Source organism: Lacrimispora algidixylanolytica (assembly GCF_003609635.1).
Lineage (GTDB): Bacteria > Bacillota > Clostridia > Lachnospirales > Lachnospiraceae > Lacrimispora > Lacrimispora algidixylanolytica.
On the sequence record NZ_MCIA01000031.1, the window covers coordinates 340580 to 360044 of the forward strand.

Annotated in this window: 18 protein-coding genes and 1 pseudogene; 6 read left to right on the top strand and 13 right to left on the bottom strand. The window is 41.7% G+C overall.

All coding sequences use genetic code 11. The features are described from left to right. The first annotated feature begins 50 nt into the window (after window positions 1-50). The 5 genes from BET01_RS16655 to BET01_RS16675 all read left to right on the top strand — a co-directional run bounded on the left by BET01_RS16655 (window position 51) and on the right by BET01_RS16675 (window position 4912). The gene (locus BET01_RS16655) at window positions 51-1232 is read left to right on the top strand and encodes an ABC transporter substrate-binding protein (protein WP_120197991.1); all 1182 of its coding nucleotides are present in this window, start codon (window positions 51-53) and stop codon (window positions 1230-1232) included. A 121-nt stretch (window positions 1233-1353) separates the two neighbouring features. After that, complete coding sequence (locus BET01_RS16660; RefSeq protein ID WP_120197992.1) at window positions 1354-2235, top strand: branched-chain amino acid ABC transporter permease; 882 nt, start codon at window positions 1354-1356, stop codon at window positions 2233-2235. Window positions 2236-2245: 10 nt separating this feature from the next. Further along, window positions 2246-3349, top strand: a complete 1104-nt coding sequence (locus BET01_RS16665; protein ID WP_120197993.1) for a branched-chain amino acid ABC transporter permease — start codon at window positions 2246-2248, stop codon at window positions 3347-3349. Continuing rightward, window positions 3349-4215 (top strand): ABC transporter ATP-binding protein, encoded by an 867-nt coding sequence (locus BET01_RS16670; protein ID WP_120197994.1) that lies wholly within the window; start codon window positions 3349-3351, stop codon window positions 4213-4215. Before BET01_RS16665 ends, BET01_RS16670 begins: the two co-directional genes overlap by 1 nt. Continuing rightward, window positions 4202-4912 carry an ABC transporter ATP-binding protein gene (locus BET01_RS16675; RefSeq protein WP_120197995.1) on the top strand — a complete coding sequence of 237 codons (711 nt, stop codon included), beginning with the start codon at window positions 4202-4204 and terminating at the stop codon, window positions 4910-4912. Before BET01_RS16670 ends, BET01_RS16675 begins: the two co-directional genes overlap by 14 nt. A 195-nt stretch (window positions 4913-5107) precedes the next feature. On the opposite strand, the gene BET01_RS16680 is transcribed toward BET01_RS16675, so the two are convergent. From BET01_RS16680 to BET01_RS16690, 3 genes are all read right to left on the bottom strand, one after another. After that, the gene (locus BET01_RS16680; RefSeq protein ID WP_120197996.1) at window positions 5108-5434 is read right to left on the bottom strand and encodes a nucleoside triphosphate pyrophosphohydrolase family protein; all 327 of its coding nucleotides are present in this window, start codon (window positions 5432-5434) and stop codon (window positions 5108-5110) included. Window positions 5435-5727: 293 nt separating this feature from the next. Beyond that, window positions 5728-5886 carry a hypothetical protein gene (locus tag BET01_RS22360; protein ID WP_330513059.1) on the bottom strand — a complete coding sequence of 53 codons (159 nt, stop codon included), beginning with the start codon at window positions 5884-5886 and terminating at the stop codon, window positions 5728-5730. A gap of 374 nt (window positions 5887-6260) precedes the next feature. Beyond that, complete coding sequence (locus tag BET01_RS16690; protein ID WP_120197997.1) at window positions 6261-6644, bottom strand: ribosomal maturation YjgA family protein; 384 nt, start codon at window positions 6642-6644, stop codon at window positions 6261-6263. A 643-nt stretch (window positions 6645-7287) separates the two neighbouring features. Here BET01_RS16690 and BET01_RS16695 point away from each other — a divergent pair. Continuing rightward, window positions 7288-9357: a M6 family metalloprotease domain-containing protein gene (locus tag BET01_RS16695; RefSeq protein WP_120197998.1), complete on the top strand. Its 2070-nt coding sequence runs from the start codon at window positions 7288-7290 to the stop codon at window positions 9355-9357. 124 nt (window positions 9358-9481) lie between these two features. Here BET01_RS16695 and BET01_RS16700 read toward each other — a convergent pair whose 3' ends face one another. The 10 genes and pseudogenes from BET01_RS16700 to rimP form a co-directional block, all read right to left on the bottom strand. After that, window positions 9482-10525 carry a C40 family peptidase gene (locus BET01_RS16700; RefSeq protein WP_120197999.1) on the bottom strand — a complete coding sequence of 348 codons (1044 nt, stop codon included), beginning with the start codon at window positions 10523-10525 and terminating at the stop codon, window positions 9482-9484. Between the two features lie 74 nt (window positions 10526-10599). Continuing rightward, window positions 10600-11535, bottom strand: a complete 936-nt coding sequence (locus tag BET01_RS16705) for a bifunctional riboflavin kinase/FAD synthetase (RefSeq protein WP_120198000.1) — start codon at window positions 11533-11535, stop codon at window positions 10600-10602. 2 nt (window positions 11536-11537) lie between these two features. Further along, window positions 11538-12440, bottom strand: coding sequence for a tRNA pseudouridine(55) synthase TruB (truB, locus tag BET01_RS16710; protein ID WP_120198001.1), 903 nt, complete (start codon window positions 12438-12440; stop codon window positions 11538-11540). A gap of 12 nt (window positions 12441-12452) precedes the next feature. Further along, window positions 12453-13403 carry a DHH family phosphoesterase gene (locus BET01_RS16715; protein WP_120198002.1) on the bottom strand — a complete coding sequence of 317 codons (951 nt, stop codon included), beginning with the start codon at window positions 13401-13403 and terminating at the stop codon, window positions 12453-12455. Window positions 13404-13415: 12 nt separating this feature from the next. Further along, window positions 13416-13778 carry a 30S ribosome-binding factor RbfA gene (gene rbfA, locus BET01_RS16720; RefSeq protein ID WP_120198003.1) on the bottom strand — a complete coding sequence of 121 codons (363 nt, stop codon included), beginning with the start codon at window positions 13776-13778 and terminating at the stop codon, window positions 13416-13418. 88 nt (window positions 13779-13866) lie between these two features. Next, entirely contained in the window at window positions 13867-17022 is a 3156-nt protein-coding gene (gene infB, locus BET01_RS16725; RefSeq protein WP_120198004.1) for a translation initiation factor IF-2, read from the bottom strand. A 52-nt stretch (window positions 17023-17074) separates the two neighbouring features. Beyond that, a pseudogene (locus BET01_RS16730) lies at window positions 17075-17407 on the bottom strand (L7Ae/L30e/S12e/Gadd45 family ribosomal protein); the annotation flags it as partial. Beyond that, on the bottom strand, window positions 17400-17669 hold the full coding sequence (gene rnpM, locus BET01_RS16735) for an RNase P modulator RnpM (protein ID WP_120198006.1): 270 nt from the start codon (window positions 17667-17669) through the stop codon (window positions 17400-17402). The gene rnpM and the pseudogene BET01_RS16730, both read right to left, overlap by 8 nt. Before the next feature lie 23 nt (window positions 17670-17692). Further along, complete coding sequence (gene nusA, locus BET01_RS16740; protein WP_120198007.1) at window positions 17693-18895, bottom strand: transcription termination factor NusA; 1203 nt, start codon at window positions 18893-18895, stop codon at window positions 17693-17695. 29 nt (window positions 18896-18924) lie between these two features. Further along, window positions 18925-19392 (bottom strand): ribosome maturation factor RimP, encoded by a 468-nt coding sequence (gene rimP / locus BET01_RS16745; RefSeq protein ID WP_120198008.1) that lies wholly within the window; start codon window positions 19390-19392, stop codon window positions 18925-18927. Between the last annotated feature and the right edge of the window lie 73 nt (window positions 19393-19465).

Here is a 19465-nt window from a genome sequence, read left to right on the forward strand (position 1 = left end):
GGGAAGACAGTTGTATTCACAGGGGATACACTTAAAGGAGGATATGTATTATGAAATTAAAAAAGGTTTTCGCTCTTACTCTTGCTGCTTGCTTAAGCGCAACTCTCATTGCCGGTTGCAGCAACTCAGGTTCCTCAGGATCTTCAAACAACGGTGAAAAGGTCATTAGAATTGGTGTTTTTGAGCCAACCACTGGAGAAAACGGCGGCGGCGGCTTCCAGGAAGTATTAGGCGTACGATATGCCAACCAAGTTCACCCAACCGTAAAGATCGGTGGAGAGGAATATAAAGTTGAATTAGTTGAAGTAGATAATAAATCCGATAAGACAGAAGCTGTCAATGCAGCACAGAAGCTTGTAAGCCAGAAAGTATCTGCAGTCATCGGAAGCTACGGTTCTGGTGTTTCTATCGCTGCTGGACAGATTTTCGCAGATGCCAAGATTCCTGCCATTGGTGCTTCCTGTACCAATCCTCAGGTAACTCAGGGAAATGAATATTACTTCCGTGTATGCTTCCTGGATCCTTTTCAGGGAACCGTTATGGCAAACTATGCAAATGATAACGGTGCAAAGAAAGCAGCCATCGTCACACAGCTTGGTGATGACTACTCTTCCGGGCTTGGTTCATTCTTTAAGACCTCCTTTACAAAGCTTGGCGGAACCGTTGTAAGTGAAGAACAGTTCCAGACCAACCAGACAGACTTTAAAGCAATCCTTACAAATATCAAGGCGCAAAACCCAGACATCATTTTTGCACCATCCTCTATCACCTCTGCTCCACTGATCATTAAGCAGGCTCGTGAGCTTGGAATCACTGCTATTATTGCTGCTGGAGATACTTGGGAGAATTCAACTGTCATCGAAAATGCTGGAGCTTCTGCTGATGGCATCGTTCTATCCACTTTCTTTGATGAAGCGAAACCTGCTAACGATGAGGCTGCCTCCTTTATCTCTGGTTTCAAAACCTACTTAAAGGAACAGAAGCAGGATGAAATCATACCAGCCGTATCAGCTCTTGGTTATGATGCTTACTTAAGTGCATGTAAGGCAATTGAAACTGCCGGCTCTGCTGATGGTGAGAAAATCAAAGATGCCTTAAAGGGAGTATCCATTGAAGGCGTTACCGGAAATATCTCCTTTGATGAAAACGGAGATGCAAAAAAGGATATGGCATTTATCAAAACCGTAGAAAATGGCAAATTCAAATTTTTAACAACAACTTCCGTAAAATAACAGCATACATTGCAATGATACTAACATCACAAAATGAGTGGGGACGTATTTCCTTCCCCACTCGTTCCATTTGTAACAGGTACTTTACTACATACTTCTCAGATAGGAGGCATTTCGCCACATGAGTCTTTCAACCTTTTTTCAGCAGTGCCTTACCGGTATTTCCTTAGGCGGTGCATATGCTCTCATAGCCATTGGCTATACGCTGGTTTACGGAATCCTTCGCCTCATCAACTTCGCCCATGGCGATATTTTTATGATGGCTGGATATTTCATGATATTTGCAATGGCTAGTTTTCCATGGTTCATCTCCATACCTTTGGTGCTATTTATCACAGTTGTATTGGGAGTCTCCATCGAACGGATTGCATACCGACCTCTCCGCAGTGCCCCAAGAATGTCAGTTATGATTTCTGCCATCGGTGTTTCTTATCTGTTGCAAAATCTAGCTACCTATCTTTTCACGGCACTTCCAAAGGGATATCCAGAACTTCCAGTCTTAAAGAAAATCTACCAGATCGGTGGTCTTTCTGCTTCTTTCGTTACCTTTCTCACACCGGTTTTGACTCTTATCATTGTATACGCCCTTATGGTGCTGATCAATAAAACAAAGATCGGTATGGCAATGCGTGCCGTCTCAAAAGATTACGACACTGCATCCCTAATGGGAATCAAGATCAACCGAATCATCACCTTTACCTTTGCCATTGGATCTCTTTTGGCTGCAGTCGGATCCGTCCTTTATTTTACAGATCGTATGACCGTGTTCCCATTTTCCGGCTCTTTGCCTGGCCTAAAGTGCTTCGTAGCCGCAGTATTTGGCGGAATTGGCAGCATTCCTGGTGCTGTAATCGGCGGGTTCATTCTGGGACTTGGTGAGACTGCCCTGGTTGCAACCGGGTATTCCACCTTTAGTGATGCATTTACCTTTGTTCTGCTAATTGCCATTCTCCTGATTAAACCTACTGGTTTGTTCGGCGAGAAGACAACCGATAAAGTGTGAGGTGCCTCTTATGAAGAAGAAAGCAATATCCAAAAACAAACTCTATTCCTTGATTGCCCTTTTGTTTGTCATCGGTATTCTTGGTATGTTACAGGCTAACAGCGCTCAGTACAGCTATCAGATTTCAATTTTGGAACGAAGTGCCATCTATGCAGTGGTTGCTGTTTCCATGAACCTGCTCACCGGATTTACCGGACTGTTTTCTTTGGGTCAGGCTGGATTTATGGCAATTGGTGCTTATACTGTGGCCATTCTTACAATTCCCGCAGATACTAGAGCAAGCGTTTATTATGTAGATGGTATCGCTCCGGCTATCGCAAATCTACAATGTCCCTTCTGGCTTGCCCTTATTTTAGCAGGACTTTTTTCTGCGGCCATTGCAGCTATCATTGGAATTCCAGTCCTTCGCTTAAAAAGTGATTACCTGGCTATCGCTACTCTGGGCTTTTCAGAAATTATACGTGCCGTTATCTCTGCACCTCAGTTAAATAAAATTACCAACGGGTCCTACGGACTGAAAAATATCCCAGCTTTTCCAAACCTATTTGTAGCTTTTGGATTATGTGGCTTATGTATTCTTCTTATGGTGCTTTTGATCAATTCCTCTTACGGCCGTGCATTTAAAGCGCTTCGCGAGGATGAAGTGGCTGCCCAGGCTATGGGACTTAACTTATTCCGTTACAAGGAGCTAGCTTTTGTAATTTCCTCTTTCTTTACAGGGGTAGGCGGTGGTCTCCTTGCCATCTACATGCGCTCCATTGACTCAAAGACCTTTTCCATCAACTTAACCTATGACATACTGCTCATCGTAGTCCTTGGAGGCATTGGAAGTGTTACAGGAAGCGTAATCGGTGCCTTTTTGGTTACTGCTGGCAGAGAATGGCTTCGTTTCTTTGATAATCCACTTACCATTGGAGGAATCGATATTCCCCTGTTCCGTTCCGGTTTTCGTATGGTCATTTTCTCCATTCTTCTTATGGCAGTGGTACTCTTCTACCGCCGTGGAATCATGGGAAGCAATGAGTTCTCATGGGAGGGCCTTGGAAGGCTGATCCGCAGCATTCCAAATAAACTGAAGAGAAAAAGCAAAACACAGAAGGGAGATAATGCATAATGTCAGCAGAAGCAAAAACTCCAATCAATGTGCTCCATATGGAGGACGTTACCATGCAATTTGGTGGTGTGGTAGCTGTCAACGGCTTAAGCCTTGATGTAAATGAGGGAGAAATCGTTGCGCTTATCGGCCCCAATGGTGCTGGAAAGACAACTGCCTTTAACTGTGTTACCGGTATCTATGAGCCTACTTTTGGCAAGGTGGATTTTATGGGAGAAACCATTCTCTCCAATACACCAAAGGGAAAAGCAGAGAAAACGTATCTGGGAGAAGTAACGCCTAGACCGATTCCAGTGATCCGTAATACACCGGATAAGATCACTCAAAAGGGTGTCGCCAGAACCTTCCAGAACATTCGCCTTTTCGGACAGCTTACGGTTTTTGACAATGTTCTCATCGCAAAACATATGCGTGCGAAGCAGAATGTACTTTCTGCCACTCTCCGTTTCAATCACAAAGAGGAAGAACGCATGCGATCAGAGGCTATGGCTCTTTTGGAAGAGCAAAACCTTCTTCATCTTAAGGATGAGATTGCTGCTTCCCTCCCTTACGGCTTACAAAGACGTCTGGAAATAGCCAGAGCGCTAGCCACAGAGCCTAAATTACTCTTACTTGATGAGCCTGCTGCGGGAATGAATCCTCAGGAAACTCAGGAGCTTACCGATTTCATCAAGCAGATTCGGGATACCTATCATTTGACTGTATTTATGATTGAACACCATATGGATCTGGTCATGCAGATCTCAGACCGTATTTATGTACTGGATTTTGGCAAACTAATTGCTCAAGGTACACCAGAAGAAATCCAGAACAACGAACGGGTAATTGAAGCATATCTGGGGGTGAGTGACGATGCTGAAGATTGAGAATTTAAAAGTGAACTACGGCGGAATTGAAGCTGTTAAAGGTGTTTCCTTTGAAGTGCCGGATAAAACCATTGTAACCCTGATTGGTGCCAATGGAGCAGGAAAGAGCACCACCCTCCGCTCCATCGTAGGACTGGTAAAGCCTTCTGCCGGAAGCAGCATTACCCTAGACGGGGAAGAACTTATCGGACTTGACACCACTCAGATCGTATCAAAGGGTATCGCTCTGGTACCGGAAGGCCGTCATGTCTTTCCAGATATGACAGTTCTTGAAAACATTAAAATCGGGGCGTACTTAAGAAACGACAGCCTTGAAGATGATATCAATTGGGTCTATACCTTGTTTCCAAGATTAAAGGAACGAAGCTGGCAGCTTTCCGGTACTCTTTCCGGTGGCGAACAGCAGATGCTTGCAGTTGCAAGGGCTTTGATGAGCCACCCCAGAATCTTAATGATGGATGAACCTTCCCTGGGCTTGGCTCCTCTTATCGTGAAAGATTTGTTCTCGATCATCCGGGAAATTAACAAAAAGGGTGTGACGGTTCTGTTAATCGAGCAGAATGCAAATATGGCGCTTCATACGGCGGATATGGGCTACGTGATGGAAACAGGACGGATTACTCTGTCAGGAGCTGGGAAAGAGCTTCTGGCTGATGAGTCAGTGAAAGCGGCTTATCTTGGGAAGAAAAAGAACTGAATGGAGAAAAAGGCAGTGGATGAAAACCATCGACTGCCTTTTTTATGTCTATATTCCGAAAGTTGACTTATATCTTATAAACGATACCGAAAGGCTAAGATCGTTTTCAAAGTACTGGTTCTCTTTGGCTATTTCAGCGAGTATAGCATCCTCATACGCTACGGCCTCCACAGAAGTGCTTTTCTCCTACATTACTTAATCGTCAAGCTGTTTTTCTGTTTTGGTTAAAAATATTTGTAGCGCATCACAGATGTCGATGTCCATACGCTTTGCCAATACAATCAGCCACCATATACATTCGCCAAGTTTATGTTCCAGTTCAGACGCTGTTTCTCCGCTATGGGGCCAACGTCCCTGCTGAGACATTGCCAGACGTCCGACCAGACCAGCATCTGTTAGAAAAGCAAGCGCATCTTCTTCTACCGTCCACTCATTTCCATGGTATTGTTTTTCTAATTTATGATATTTTTTTCTTATTTGAGCCGAACGTTCCATTATCTCACTAAAACTTATATCTTTCATGCTTTTCTCCTTATATTTGTAAGTTACTATTCAGTAGAATTAATTGATCCAAATATAATCAGGCTAACCTTTTATTCCTATAGCATTTGTTTTATGTCTGTAACTGTTATTTCTAATACCCTGGTCAAAAATGTAAATTTATCTTTCATCATATTAAATTCCGCTCCTGAGTCAAAAAATCTTGCCGTCCCTTCCACAGTAAAACCGGTTCCTTGATAATTATTATATCCTAATACATTTTTACTCCCTAATGCCATCTTCACTTTATTATTTATATTTATATTTTTCTCTGTTCAACTCATGATCCCGGCTGGAATTAGAATTCTTTCATCTCCTGTTACTACCAAATAAGAGTTCCATTCATTTACAATGTGTGGTTCGCCTTCCCCCCATGTTACAATCGTTACGATTCCTTCATTTTTTAATACTTCATAAAATTTTTCTGTAAGCATATTATCTCCTCTTATTAATTGAATTACATACTCTTATACACCCTATTGGGTAATTCGTATTTCTTTTGTTTATAAATCATATTATCATTTGAAATATGACTACGTCATGTCATATTTTTTTTTTTAACATTATAATATAATAATAAATATCTGAAATTGGTTTTTCATAGATGAATGAAATCATTCACATATATAGCTTTGACTTTTCATAGAAGCTGGATTAGGTCAGTTTAGACTGCATGGTGCTGTCACCACTCGGATGTATTGGTATCATACATGTGATTTATAATAATAAAAGGGCTATTACAAAAAAGTGATGATTTACTTATTTTGCAACAGCCCTATTTCTTCTATATCTATATTTCCACTGTACTCTAAATATCCCAACAATAGGAACAAAGGCTTAATAGAATGCAGCCTGCTCCATAACACATAATATCTTTTAAATCAAAGGTGGACCCAATTACGATCCGCCAAAATGTATGCTCCTGTAGTCCTAATCGCTGTACCAGATGGAAATACTGTAGACATTCTACTCCAGCCGCAAATAAAAATATATAGAGCGGCAGCCATTTATAACCCACAGGTATTATAATACTAATAAAACTATAAATCAGGATAACAACTAGCATATCACCAATATAAGGCCTGATTATGTCATCATGCACATATAGAGCTATTAGTGTTTCCATTATGAACAAAACTAAAAAAGCAATTGCATATCCAATTCTTTTTTTCTTATGTATCCGTAGATTCATATCTTTTCCTCGTTCTATATTCTTGTTAGTTATTCTTGAAATTTAATAATTCTTAACTCATGGATTTTCATATATCAACCCTCTTCTCCCACCATTGCATCTCGTAATAGAAATTATAGCATCAATCATTAAAATGGACAAGAATTCTTCTTATACACTTTGAAATCAAGTCCAAAACACGGATCTATAAACTGGAGAAAGATAAGAAAAAAAAGAAACACTCTCCTCTCATATCTCTGCTATATAAGGCAAATATGCCGTTTAAGTGTCTCATTATCTAAACTTCCGCATACCCCTTTTCAGAACAGAAGCAATACAACCTCTAGACAAAACAATATGACATCTACATGCAAAAACTATAAAACTACCATATGTATTACATTCGACAAGTTGGTGCATTTATCTAACTATTAATATATATTTTAACGTTTTTTTTGCAAATATAAACATTTTATGAATTTTTCTTAATGTTTTACGTTTTTAGTTAACTATTAATATATAAATACGATATTATCTTCAAGTAGTAAATAAATTCAAGGAGGTGATACCAATGTTTTAATTATCATAAACAACTGATACATCAATCGAGTAACATGCAACAAGGGGTAGAAAAAGCAAAAGATGAAGACGAAAGGAACTAATTATGCGTAAAACGATTCAATTTTTCGCTACTGCAATGACAGTAGCAACAATGTTCACAGTTACCAACACTCAAGCTTTCGCAGCACCATATACCAATAAAGCATTTGAGTTAGTTCAGCCAGATGGAAGTAAGGTTCAAGTTGAGATTACCGGTGATGAATATTATCAACACATAGAAAGTCCAGACGGATATACACTGATTCGTGATGAAAACGGCTGGATCTGTTATGCCAAATTAAACGAAGATCAAACAGAATATGTATCTACTGGAGTCACTTACGACACAAATAATAGCCAAAGATCTAGTGAACCACAACGAGGCGGCGGCGGTCTTGAAAAGCATTTAAAAATCAAGAATGATGCGGTAAAAGAAAAGGCGGAAGAAGTAAGAAAAAGACTTCATGGAACCGACTTTAAAAACACTCCAAATTTTGAAGACGGAAACAGCAATGGTTTACTGGATTCCAAATTAGCAGCTTCCGGTGACGTAAAAGGCCTGACCATTTTAATTGATTTCCCAGGTACCAAAAGCGATATCTCTCAATCTGATATCAATGATTTCTTTAACAAAACTGGTTATCGAGGTTTTAATAATAATGGATCTGTCAGAGATTATTATTATGATGTGTCTGGCGGAAGAGTTACATATACCAATACTTTAATAGGATTTTATACCGCAAAACACCCTAAGTCTTATTACGATGACATCTATGAGCAAACAGGTTCCTATGCAAAATCTGATGAGCTTGCAGAAGAAGCATTTCAATGGCTAAAGACTTCCGGAAATAACCTTTCATCTTTAACAACGGATTCCAAAGGATACTTAAAAGCAGTTAATATTCTTTATGCTGGAACTCCTGATGCAGGGTGGGCAAAAGGATTATGGCCTCATCAATCCTGGTATCCAAAGTCCGATAATTTCAATGGTGTTAAAATCCAGAAATATGAAATGTCAAATATCGGAAGGGATTTATCACTATATACCATATGCCATGAAAGTGGCCATATGATCTATGGATATCCAGATCTATACGATTACGATGGAGATTCTCAGGGTACCGGTACCTATAGCTTAATGAGCACTGTGGCCAATGAGAAAAACCCAACACCACCGGATCCCTATTGCAGAAATATTATATCCCGTTGGAACCTCCCTATGAATTTAAATGAATACAATGCCGGAACTACGTTTAAAGCAGTCGCAGATAAGAATGGTAATTCCTATTCCTATAAATGGTCAGGTAATCAATCCAAAGAATATTATCTAGTTGAAAATATTCAAAAAAATGGTAGATACGCTGACGTACCAGATGCCGGACTGGCTATTTGGCATATTGATGAAAATGGAAATAATTCTAAGAATGAGATGACACCAAACAGCCACTATCTGGTATCTCTTGAACAAGCAGATGGCAATTACGATCTTGAAAGAAATAGAAACGGAGGAAATCGAGGAGATTTATTCCGTGGAGGTTATAAGGATTCCTTCACCAGCAATACAACTCCAGATTCTAAATGGTGGAATAAATCCGTTTCTGGATTAGAGATATCTCAGATAGGCAATCTGGGAAATGAAATGACATTTAAACAATCAGCCTCTAATCAAAATCCAGACCCAGATCCCAATCCAGACCCTCAAGTAACGAACATAGCCGGACAAGCCACTGCATCAACTTCTTTTGTATCCGATTGGGAAAGTATCAATGCTCTAAATGATGGAATTGATCCTTCTAGCTCAAGCGATAGAAGCGGCGCTGTTTATGGTAACTGGCCCGAAACTGGTTCACAATGGGTTCAATACGTTTTTAATGAGAATCATACCATATCAAGTTGTGACGTTTATTGGTTTAGGGATGGTCAGGGCATTGATGTGCCTTCTTCCTACCGTATTATGTACTGGGATGGAGCCGCTTGGCAGAATGTACCTAATGCCAAAGGTCTGGGCACAAAAACCAATCAATATAATACTACGACCTTTACTCCTATCACTACAAATGGTATTTCAATCATAATGGATTCAAACGGAAGCAGCTCAACAGGAATTATAGAATGGAAAGTGAACGGTAACTAAGAAGCTAAAGTACCGAATTATATCATAAAAAAAGGAACTGTAACCTCAATGCTGGTTAAATAAGCATTGTGTTTACAGTTCTTTTGATTTGGGATGTGGGGAATATAAGTTCTACCACGTCTCGTCACGGAATTACCCGGCGTATGGTAACCGGATTTCTGTAATTCCACGTGGATATTTTGATCCCACTTCTTCGGTTTGCTGCATGAACAATTTGACCCTCGCCGATATACATGGCCACATGGTCGATCTGACTGCCGCTGGAATAGAACAACAAGTCTCCTGGCTCCATATTGGAAGCTGGAACTGCCTCGCCCTCTGATGCCTGCTGTCTTGAAGTCCGGTCAAGCTGTACTCCCGCTGCGTGCTCCATAACATACTGGACAAAACCGGAACAGTCCGCACCAGTATTAGGATTGGTACCTCCCCAGCGGTATGGCTTTCCAACAAAATTGACCGCATAATTTACAACCTGGGAGCGTACATCACTGTTTATTTCCGCTTCCGGTATGGTGTAAGCTATGGTGGCGAATTCTGGGACATAAGCATAAGCAGGCTTACCCTTGTATTCTATTTGGGCCCAGCCTTTGGATCCGGAAAGGAACCGATAGGTTTCACCCTCATGGATCCTTCCAAGAATCTGGGCATCTGTATTTGGTTGACTGCGGACACGAAGTGTCTGGGTGTCTACACGAAGCATTAGCTTCATATCATAGTAGGCGATGGCTCTGGCTTCTTTTCCAGTTGCCAAATACTGTCCACACACATAACCGGTTATTTGACCCGATTTTATTTTGTACCAGCCATTCTCCTCCGAAAGCACACTGGCTCCGGAATGACTTCTTAATTTCCCTACTACTTCCGCATCATTCTTTGGTTCTTTTCTGATATTTAGGGAATCCTCTACAATCGCCACTCCTAGGTTACTAAAGATGGTGCGAAAGGTCCCAATTCTCATTTTATCCTGCGTAAGACCGGCCGTCTCTTCTCCAGACTTCTGCTTTGTGTTTTCCTGGTACTTGTCCATATAGACATCAATACCAGCTACCGGGGTACCGGTAGTCACAGTCGTCTTGGTTCCTGCGGCCTGCACATCTGCTGCTGCGATCCATACGGCACTGCCGCATGCGATTGCAAAGCCCAGCAATTTCCATGCTTTGTCAGTCATATGCACGTTCCTTCGCAAGTTTTAAATTTTAATCCAGGCAGACTAGCGCCCTTCTTTCACAACAGGATATTTACTTACTCTGACAGGGTTTTTAAATACTCCATACCGTAGTCCCTGTCCTTTTCTATCTGCACTTTTAACTGCTCCAATCCGTCAAATTTCCGTTCAGGGCGGACGAAGTGCAATAGTTGTACTTCTATAGTCTTTCCATAAATATCCTTATTCATACCATAAATATAAGTTTCTATTCCTACGGGGGATACGCCTTCCACGGTGGGCTTTTTTCCGATGTTGGTAATCCCTCCATAATACTTGCCATCTATATAAACCTTGGATACATAAACACCAAATATCGGTAGATGTTTTTCCGGTTCCGGAACGATATTAGCAGTTGGAAACCCTAATACAGGGCCTCCCAAATGATTGCCATGAACCACAGTTCCATGGACTGCGTAAGGTTCGCCTAAAAGCTCATTAGCCTTTTCCATATTACCTGCATCCAACAGCTCTCTGATGTAAGTACTGCTGATATCACGCAAATCATCTTTTTCTTTCTCAACCACAATCAATTCGTATCCATAACGGTCTTTCCACTGATATAAGCTGTCCGCATTTCCTGCACCCATATAGCCAAAGGTACAATCCGTACCTACTACAATGGTTTTTGCATTCATCTGATCTATTAATATCTGCTTTACAAACTCCTCAGGTTCCATGTGGGCAGTTTCTTTGGTAAAAGGGTACTCTACCAGATAATCAATGCCCATTCGCTCCAGATTGTTTTTTCTCTCCAGATTCGTGGTAATGACCCGTTGAGTGCTCTCCATGTCTATGGCACTAGGGGACATATCAAAGGTAAAGATAGCGATCCCATATCCTTTTTTCCTTTTTACTTCTGCCATTTCCCATAGAAGCTTCTGGTGGCCCCTGTGACGTCCATCAAACTTTCCAAGAGTCACTACGGAAGGCTCTTCCATATGAAATTCCCTGGTTCCGGTTATATACTCCATCTTTAATTTCCTCCCAGAAATACCTTTTGGGGTTTAAGAATGTTTCTTTCTTTGTCAGGCTCATAAACTCCAATAAATTGATTCTCACTGTCATAAACTCTGAGCGGACCTTCCTCCGGTGCAGAACTTTCCTGGGCCTGATCTCTTAAAAATGGATTTCCATTATGAACCAATTTATCAAACTCCGGCTTCATGACAATTGCGGGATAGTCATTAAATACCTTGTCCACTGCAAGGATTCGTTCTCCCAAAGTTCCTTCATCTCTTAGTTCTTCAATTTGAGACAGAGTAAGACTGTCTTTTAAAAGAAAACCTGAGACCTGAGTACGGACTAATGAATCCATGCAGCCTCCGCAGCCCAGTTTTCTTCCTATATCATAGCAAAGGGTACGGATATAAGTTCCCTTAGAGCACGTCACGGTCATTGTGACTCTAGGAAGCTCTATGTGATCCACCCGTATCTCCAAAATTTCTACTGGTCTTGCTTTACGCTCCACTTCTATGCCTTCTCTGGCAAGCTCGTAAAGCTTCTTTCCATCTATTTTGAGAGCAGAATACATGGGCGGAATCTGATTATAAGGACCAAGAAAGCTTAAGACTGCCTCCCTAACCTCATCTTCCTTTGCATGAACCGGATATTCAGCCAGAATCGTTCCTGTCATATCCTGAGTATCTGTTTCCTTACCCAGAAGCATAACTGCTTCATAGGTTTTGGTCTTATCCGTGAGCAAATCGCAAAGCTTTGTTGCCTTACCCAGGCAGACTGGGAGTACTCCCTCTGCCATGGGGTCTAAGGTACCGGTATGTCCTATTTTTTTCTGCTTTAAAATACCCCTCATTTTCGCTACGACGTCATGAGAGGTAAATCCTTTTTCTTTATACACATTGATGATGCCGTCTGCCATCGTCCGTTTCTCCTAATTAAGCTGTTTTACAATCTGATCGGACAGATTGTTAATCACATCATGAACGCTCCCTACCATTGTGCAGCCAGCCGCCTTTTTATGACCGCCCCCGCCAAAGTAAAAAGCGATCTTGCTCACATCAAGTTCAGCCGTAGAACGAAGGCTCACTTTATATTCCCTACAGCCAGTTTCATACATGAAAATGGCACATTCCACACCTTCTGTGATCCGAAGTTGGTCAATGATTCCATCCATGTCACTTCCTGAGACGCCGTAGAACTCCATGTCCTTTTTGTTTATCACACTAAAAATACATTGATTGTCATGAAATGAGATACTTTCTAGCAATGCTCTTCCTAGTATCTGATTTTGTATATATGTTTTCCGGTAAAAACTATCATCGATGATTTTGGAAAAATTAATCCCTTTTTCCATCAGCTTTCCGGCTATTTCCATGGTCTTTCTGGATGTAGAGTCGTACTTAAACACTCCCGTATCATGTATGATACCAGTATAAATACATTCTGCCACTTCCTTACTGATTTTGTTCTCATTAAGAAGTCCATAAAGCACTTCACAAGTGGAACTTGCATGCCCTTCCACAATGTTCTCACCTGCATATCCTATGTTGGTGATGTGATGGTCCACACAAATGCTTTTTTTTGCCGCATTCAGATATTTAACTGCTTCTCCAAGACGAAGGGTATCGCTGCAGTCAAGACATAAACACAGGTCATATTCTTTGTCCTCGGAAAAATCACTGACAATATGATCAAAATGATTCAGATAATTAAATTTATCAGACGGTTTTTCAAGATATACCACCGCCTCCACCTGAGGATAATTCTCTTTTAAGTAGTTAAATGCCGCCAGACAGGAACCTACGCAGTCCCCGTCCGGACGGACATGGCCCATAATGGCCGCATTCTTTACATTTTCAAGGATTGTATCAAGGTAACTCAAAGGTGCACCTCCTTAATCTTTGATATCTTTTGTAACCTCATCAATCAGTCTTGACATATTGACACCGTATTCAATGGACTGATCTAAAATGAACTTAATTTGTGGTGTATTACGAAGATTAACTCTTCTTGCTAGTTCTCTGCGGATATAGCCTTCTGCACTCTTTAAGCCTTCAATCGTCGCTTTTCCAGCTTCTTCATCTCCAAGTATACTGATATATGCCTTGCAGAATTTTAAGTCAGGAGTCACCTCAACAGAAACTACGGATGTCATAGGATGAATCCTTGGATCTTTGATTCCCAGACGGATGATTTCACTTAACTCCCTCTGGACCTCCATATTGATTCTTGTATTTTTTATACTGTTTTTACGCATGTTATTCCTTTCGCTTTTCATCCACATATTCAAAAAGACCAGCCCGCAATCACGGGCTCATCTTTCTAAAATCCAGGTGAAATGGTTCCTAGCGGGGAACCTCCACCATGGCATATGCTTCAATCATATCATCTTCCTGGATATCATTAAACTTCTCAAATACAAGACCACATTCATAACCAGTTGCTACTTCTTTTACATCATCTTTAAATCTCTTTAAGGATGCTAATGGTCCATCGTAAATCTTCTCTCCAGCTCTTGTGATACGTACGCTGCAGCCTCTTACGAATTTTCCATCCAGGATATAGGAACCAGCAATGGTACCAACACCAGATGCTTTAAAGGTCTGACGGACAATGGCATGACCAGTAATCTGCTCTTCAAAGATTGGATCAAGCATACCCTTTAAGGCTGCTTCTACATCTGCAATCGCCTGATAGATTATTTTGTAAAGTCTTAAATCTACTTTTTCTCGGTCCGCAATGGATTTTGCTGTTACATCAGGTCTTACATTAAAACCAATGATAATAGCGTTTGATGCGGAAGCCAAGGATACATCGGACTCATTGATGGCACCAACGCCTCCATGAATTACCTTTACCATAACTTCTTCATTAGACAACTTCAAAAGACTCTGTTTTACCGCTTCTACAGATCCCTGAACATCAGCCTTTACAATGATTGGCAGTTCTTTAATATTTCCTGCCTTGATCTGGCTGAATAAACCATCTAATGATAACTTAGCTTTTGTATCTTCCAGTAATTTATTCTTTCCTTCGGAAATAAATGTATCAGCAAAGCTTCTTGCGTCCTTCTCTGTGTCAGTTCCAACAAGAACTTCTCCAGCATTTGGAACGTCGTTAAGACCTAAAATCTCTACTGGTGTGGATGGGCCAGCCTCTTTCACTCTGCGGCCTTTGTCATCCATCATAGCGCGGACTTTTCCATAACAAGAACCTGCTGCAACGGTATCGCCAACACGTAAAGTACCCTTTTGTACCAATACGGTAGCAACTGGACCTTTACCCTTGTCAAGCTCTGCCTCAATAATAAGACCTCTTGCATGGCGGTTTGGATTCGCCTTTAATTCTTTCACTTCAGAAGTAAGAAGAATCATCTCTAGAAGTTCTTTGATTCCTTCTTTGGTATGTGCAGATACTGGTACAAAGACTGTGCTACCGCCCCAATCTTCAGAAATCAGTTCATGCTCGGACAATTCCTGTTTTGTACGGTCGATATTTGCACTTGGCTTATCAATTTTATTGATTGCAACAATAATCTCTACTCCTGCAGCCTTTGCATGGTTAATCGCCTCAACAGTCTGTGGCATTACACCGTCGTCTGCTGCAACAACAAGGATAGCAATATCTGTAGACTGGGCACCTCTCATACGCATAGCAGTAAAGGCCTCATGTCCTGGCGTATCTAAAAATGTGATCTTCTGTCCGTTGATTTCGACTGTATAAGCACCGATATGCTGGGTAATACCGCCTGCTTCTCTGGTGGTTACACTCGTCTGACGGATTGCATCAAGAAGTGAAGTTTTACCGTGATCAACATGGCCCATAACGCATACTACTGGCGGTCTGGTTACCATAGTCGTGGCATCTTCTTCTTCCTCTTTTAACAACTCTTCTATTACATCAATCTTAATTTCTTTTTCGCAGAGCACTTCGTATTCCATAGCAATCTCTTCTGCCTGCTCAAAGTCGACATCTGTATTTAAAGTAACGATTTTGCCCTGTAAAAACAGTTTTTTTACGATAGCTGATGGCTGAAGTTTCATCTTTTCTGCAAGCTCTTTGATGGTCAGGATTTCTGGAAGTATAATAGTCTTTACTTCCTGAACCTTAGCCTCTCTGTGAGACGGTGGCTGAATGGCACCTTTAAAGCCCTTACCGCCTTTTGCCTGACCCTTGTTAGCAACATCATCTTTATCTCTCTTATCGAATCTATCATTCTTATAGGTATTCTTTACAGCAGCACGGTTGTTGGTTGGCTTTGACTGGATTGGAGTATCAAAGGACTTTGTTCCAGCATCTCTACCAGTACGACCTCCTGGTCCCTGTGGTCTTCCATCACGATTTCCCTGATAGCCGCCCTGTCCTTGTGGTCTTCCATCACGGTTTCCCTGATAGCCGCCCTGACCCGCTGGTCTGTTTCCTTGATAACCGCCCTGGCCCGGTGGTCTGTTACCCTGATAACCGCCCTGACCCGCTGGTCTGTTTCCTTGATAGCCACCCTGACCCGCTGGTCTGTTTCCTTGGTAGCCACCCTGACCCGCTGGTCTGTTTCCTTGATAACCGCTACCTTCTGGTCTGTTACCCTGATAGCCGCCCTGACCTGGAGGTCTGTTTCCTTGGTAACCACCCTGACCCTGTGGTCTGTTTCCTTGATAGCCGCTACCCTCTGGTCTATTACCCTGATAGCCGCCCTGACCCGCCGGTCTGTTTCCTTGATAGCCGCCTTGACCCTGTGGTCTGTTTCCTTGATAGCCGCCCTGACCCTGTGGTCTGTTTCCTTGATAGCCGCTACCCTCTGGTCTATTTCCCTGATAGCCGCCCTGACCCGCCGGTCTGTTTCCTTGATAGCCGCTACCTTCTGGTCTGTTTCCTTGATAGCCGCCCTGACCCTGTGGTCTGTTTCCTTGATAACCACCCTGACCTTCTGGTCTGTTACCTTGGTAGCCACCCTGGCCCTGTGGTCTATTACCCTGGTAACCACCCTGGCCCTGTGGTCTATTACCCTGGTAACCGCCCTGGCCCTGTGGTCTATTTCCTTGGTAACCACCCTGGCCCTGTGGTCTATTACCCTGGTAGCCGCCCTGACCTTGTGGTCTGCTGCCTTGGTAGCCAGTAGCGTTGTCTTTGTTCCCATCCGTAGTTGGTGTGGTAGACTGCTCGCCTACTTGCTGACTTCTTGCGGGATACTCTCTTTGAGCACCAGGCTGGCTTGGTCTTTGATTACTTGTGCCCTGGCCCTGTGGCTTATTCTGCGCATTCTGGGGACGAAATACTGCTGCTATTTTCTTCTTTGGTGCATCCGGATCATCTCCACCTGATGCCTCTGTATGTCCTTGGGTGCTTGTTTTGCTATGGCCGCCCACTTCTTTTTTTACAATTGATGCCTGTTCTTCTGAAATATTTGATGAACTTTTTAAACTTACATTGTGTTTTTCCAATATATCCAGTATCTCCTTACTGCTGTCTTTGCCGAGTTCCTTTGCCAGATCATATACTCTCATGCTTTCCTCCATTCTGTGCGCACTCTACAGCACATGCGGGTAGATGTGAAGGCTCATTCTCACACTCACTACCGACCATTGTATTCATTAGTTTCACGACTGCCTTAGCAAACCCATTATCTATGATAACAAGAGACGCCCTCATCTCCTTGCCCATAGCGTGGCCCAGTTCATCTTTACTTGCAAAGAAGTAGATTGGAACTTTATAGAAAGTACACATGTTGGTAAACATCTTTTTTGTATTATCCGAGGCTTCTTCTGAAACGATTACTAATGACGCTTTTCCTGATTTTACAGATTTTTCTGTCATAAACTCACCACTGCCAATTTTTCCTGCTTTGGTGGCTAGACCAATCAGATTCAGGATCTTCTGTTTGTTATCCAATCTGCTCCATCTCCTTTTCCATTGCTTCGTATACTTCCTTTGGAATTGCCATCTTAAAGGAACGTTCCAGTCCTTTATTCTTCACTGCCTTACGGAAACACTCCATAGATGCGCAGAGATAAGCACCACGGCCGTTTTTACGACCGGTTGCATCAAGAATAATATCATCCTCCGAGGTCTTTAACACACGAATCATCTCTTTTTTACTTTTCATCTCACCACAGCCAATACACTGTCTGAGTGGTATTTTTTTTGTACTCAAGTTTCGATCACTTCCTGTTTTCTTTATTCCTGGTTATTACCGTCCTGGCTATCTTCTGGGGAGCCGCTCTGATACTCTTCCTGGTAGTCTGATACTTCTTTATCGCCGCCTTCCTGGTATTCATTTCTAAAATCTTCAAAGGATGTACTCGCATCCTGATATTCCAGACCAAGTTCTTCAAATAGACCAAGTTCTCTCGCCTGTGTTTCACTCTTAATATCAATCTTATATCCAGTCAGTCTTGCTGCAAGTCTCGCATTCTGCCCTTCCTTACCTATGGCAAGAGATAGCTGATAATCTGGAACAATTACCTGGGCTTCTTTTGATTCTTCATCTGCCACAACACAGATAACCTTAGCAGGACTTAGTGCGTTCTCAATTAAGTATGCTGGATTGTCATCCCAACTAATGATATCAATCTTCTCGCCTCTTAATTCATTGACGATAGAATTAACTCTAGCACCGTTTAAGCCTACGCAAGCGCCAACCGGATCAACATTAACTTCATTAGATTTTACTGCAATTTTCGTTCTGGAACCAGCCTCTCGTGCAATGGCTTTGATCTCTACGGTTCCGTCTTTTACTTCCGTAACCTCAGATTCAAACAATCGCTTTACTAGGTCTGGGTGTGTTCTGGAAACAGAAATTCTTGGACCCTTTGGAGTATCTTTTACTTCCAGAACAAGAACCTTGATTCTTTCGGTAGCTTTAAATACTTCACTTCTTACCATCTCAGTTTCGTTTAAGATGGCGTCTACCTTACCAAGATTAATGCTCACGTTTCTGCCCAAATATCTCTGTACAATCCCTGTAACAACTTCTCGTTCCTGGCAGGTCCAGTCGTTAAACAGTGACTTTCTTCCTTCTTCACGGATTTTTTGTAAGATCACGTTCTTGGCATTCTGAGTTGCAATTCTTCCAAACTTCTTTGAATCTATCTGACAATGAATTACATCTCCAACCTCATATTTAGGATTTGCCATCTTCGCATCTGCGAGGCTGATCTGAAGCAGAGGATCTTCAACTGTTTCAACCACTTCTTTTTCTGCAAATACATTAAAATCACAAGTATCACGATTAATGCTGACTTTAACATTATCTGCTTTTCCAAAATGGTTCTTGCACGCTGTCAAGAGAGAATTTTCAATCGCTTCTAAGAGGGTTTCCTTGCTTATGTTATTCTCTTTTTCCAGAATATTCAATGCTTCTAACAGTTCCTTATTCATTTATTTATCCTCCTAATGTTTCTTACTGTTTAGAAATCAAATGCCAGCCGAATCAGTGCAATTTCCGAACGATTAATCATAAGCTCGGTTCCATCTTCCAGTGCTATTGTCACAGTTTCTTTATTATAAGACTGCAATGTTCCATTGAATTCTTTTTGTTTATTAAGCGCTTTATATAAACGGATATCCACTTCTGCTCCAATGCTTCGTTCAAAGTCTTTATCCTTTTTCAGCGGCCTTCCAAGTCCCGGGGAGCTGACTTCTAAAATGTAGCTGTCTGTAATGAAATCATTCTCATCAAGCCATTCTCCCAACTTGCGACTAATGATCTCACAGTCATCTACTGCAATTCCGCCTTCTTTATCTATATACGCACGTAAATACCAGTTTCCTGCTTCTTTTACATATTCCACATCAACCAGTTCATAATTGTATTCTTTCATAAGTGGCATCAAAAAGCTCTCTGTCTTTGCTTCATAATCTTCCCTTTTTGCCATCTTCCTCCCACCTTTCCAAACAAATGGAAAGAGTGGACTTGCGCCCACTCTTTATCCGTCAAACATTCATGTT

Coding starts and splice junctions, on each gene's coding strand:
- BET01_RS16655 (WP_120197991.1), top strand. CDS start 51: ATGAAATTAAAAAAGGTTTTCGCTCTTACTCTTGCTGCTTGCTTAAGC.
- BET01_RS16660 (WP_120197992.1), top strand. CDS start 1,354: ATGAGTCTTTCAACCTTTTTTCAGCAGTGCCTTACCGGTATTTCCTTA.
- BET01_RS16665 (WP_120197993.1), top strand. CDS start 2,246: ATGAAGAAGAAAGCAATATCCAAAAACAAACTCTATTCCTTGATTGCC.
- BET01_RS16670 (WP_120197994.1), top strand. CDS start 3,349: ATGTCAGCAGAAGCAAAAACTCCAATCAATGTGCTCCATATGGAGGAC.
- BET01_RS16675 (WP_120197995.1), top strand. CDS start 4,202: ATGCTGAAGATTGAGAATTTAAAAGTGAACTACGGCGGAATTGAAGCT.
- BET01_RS16680 (WP_120197996.1), bottom strand. CDS start 5,434: ATGAAAGATATAAGTTTTAGTGAGATAATGGAACGTTCGGCTCAAATA.
- BET01_RS22360 (WP_330513059.1), bottom strand. CDS start 5,886: ATGCTTACAGAAAAATTTTATGAAGTATTAAAAAATGAAGGAATCGTA.
- BET01_RS16690 (WP_120197997.1), bottom strand. CDS start 6,644: ATGAATCTACGGATACATAAGAAAAAAAGAATTGGATATGCAATTGCT.
- BET01_RS16695 (WP_120197998.1), top strand. CDS start 7,288: ATGCGTAAAACGATTCAATTTTTCGCTACTGCAATGACAGTAGCAACA.
- BET01_RS16700 (WP_120197999.1), bottom strand. CDS start 10,525: ATGACTGACAAAGCATGGAAATTGCTGGGCTTTGCAATCGCATGCGGC.
- BET01_RS16705 (WP_120198000.1), bottom strand. CDS start 11,535: ATGGAGTATATAACCGGAACCAGGGAATTTCATATGGAAGAGCCTTCC.
- truB (WP_120198001.1), bottom strand. CDS start 12,440: ATGGCAGACGGCATCATCAATGTGTATAAAGAAAAAGGATTTACCTCT.
- rbfA (WP_120198003.1), bottom strand. CDS start 13,778: ATGCGTAAAAACAGTATAAAAAATACAAGAATCAATATGGAGGTCCAG.
- infB (WP_120198004.1), bottom strand. CDS start 17,022: ATGAGAGTATATGATCTGGCAAAGGAACTCGGCAAAGACAGCAGTAAG.
- nusA (WP_120198007.1), bottom strand. CDS start 18,895: ATGAATAAGGAACTGTTAGAAGCATTGAATATTCTGGAAAAAGAGAAT.
- rimP (WP_120198008.1), bottom strand. CDS start 19,392: ATGGCAAAAAGGGAAGATTATGAAGCAAAGACAGAGAGCTTTTTGATG.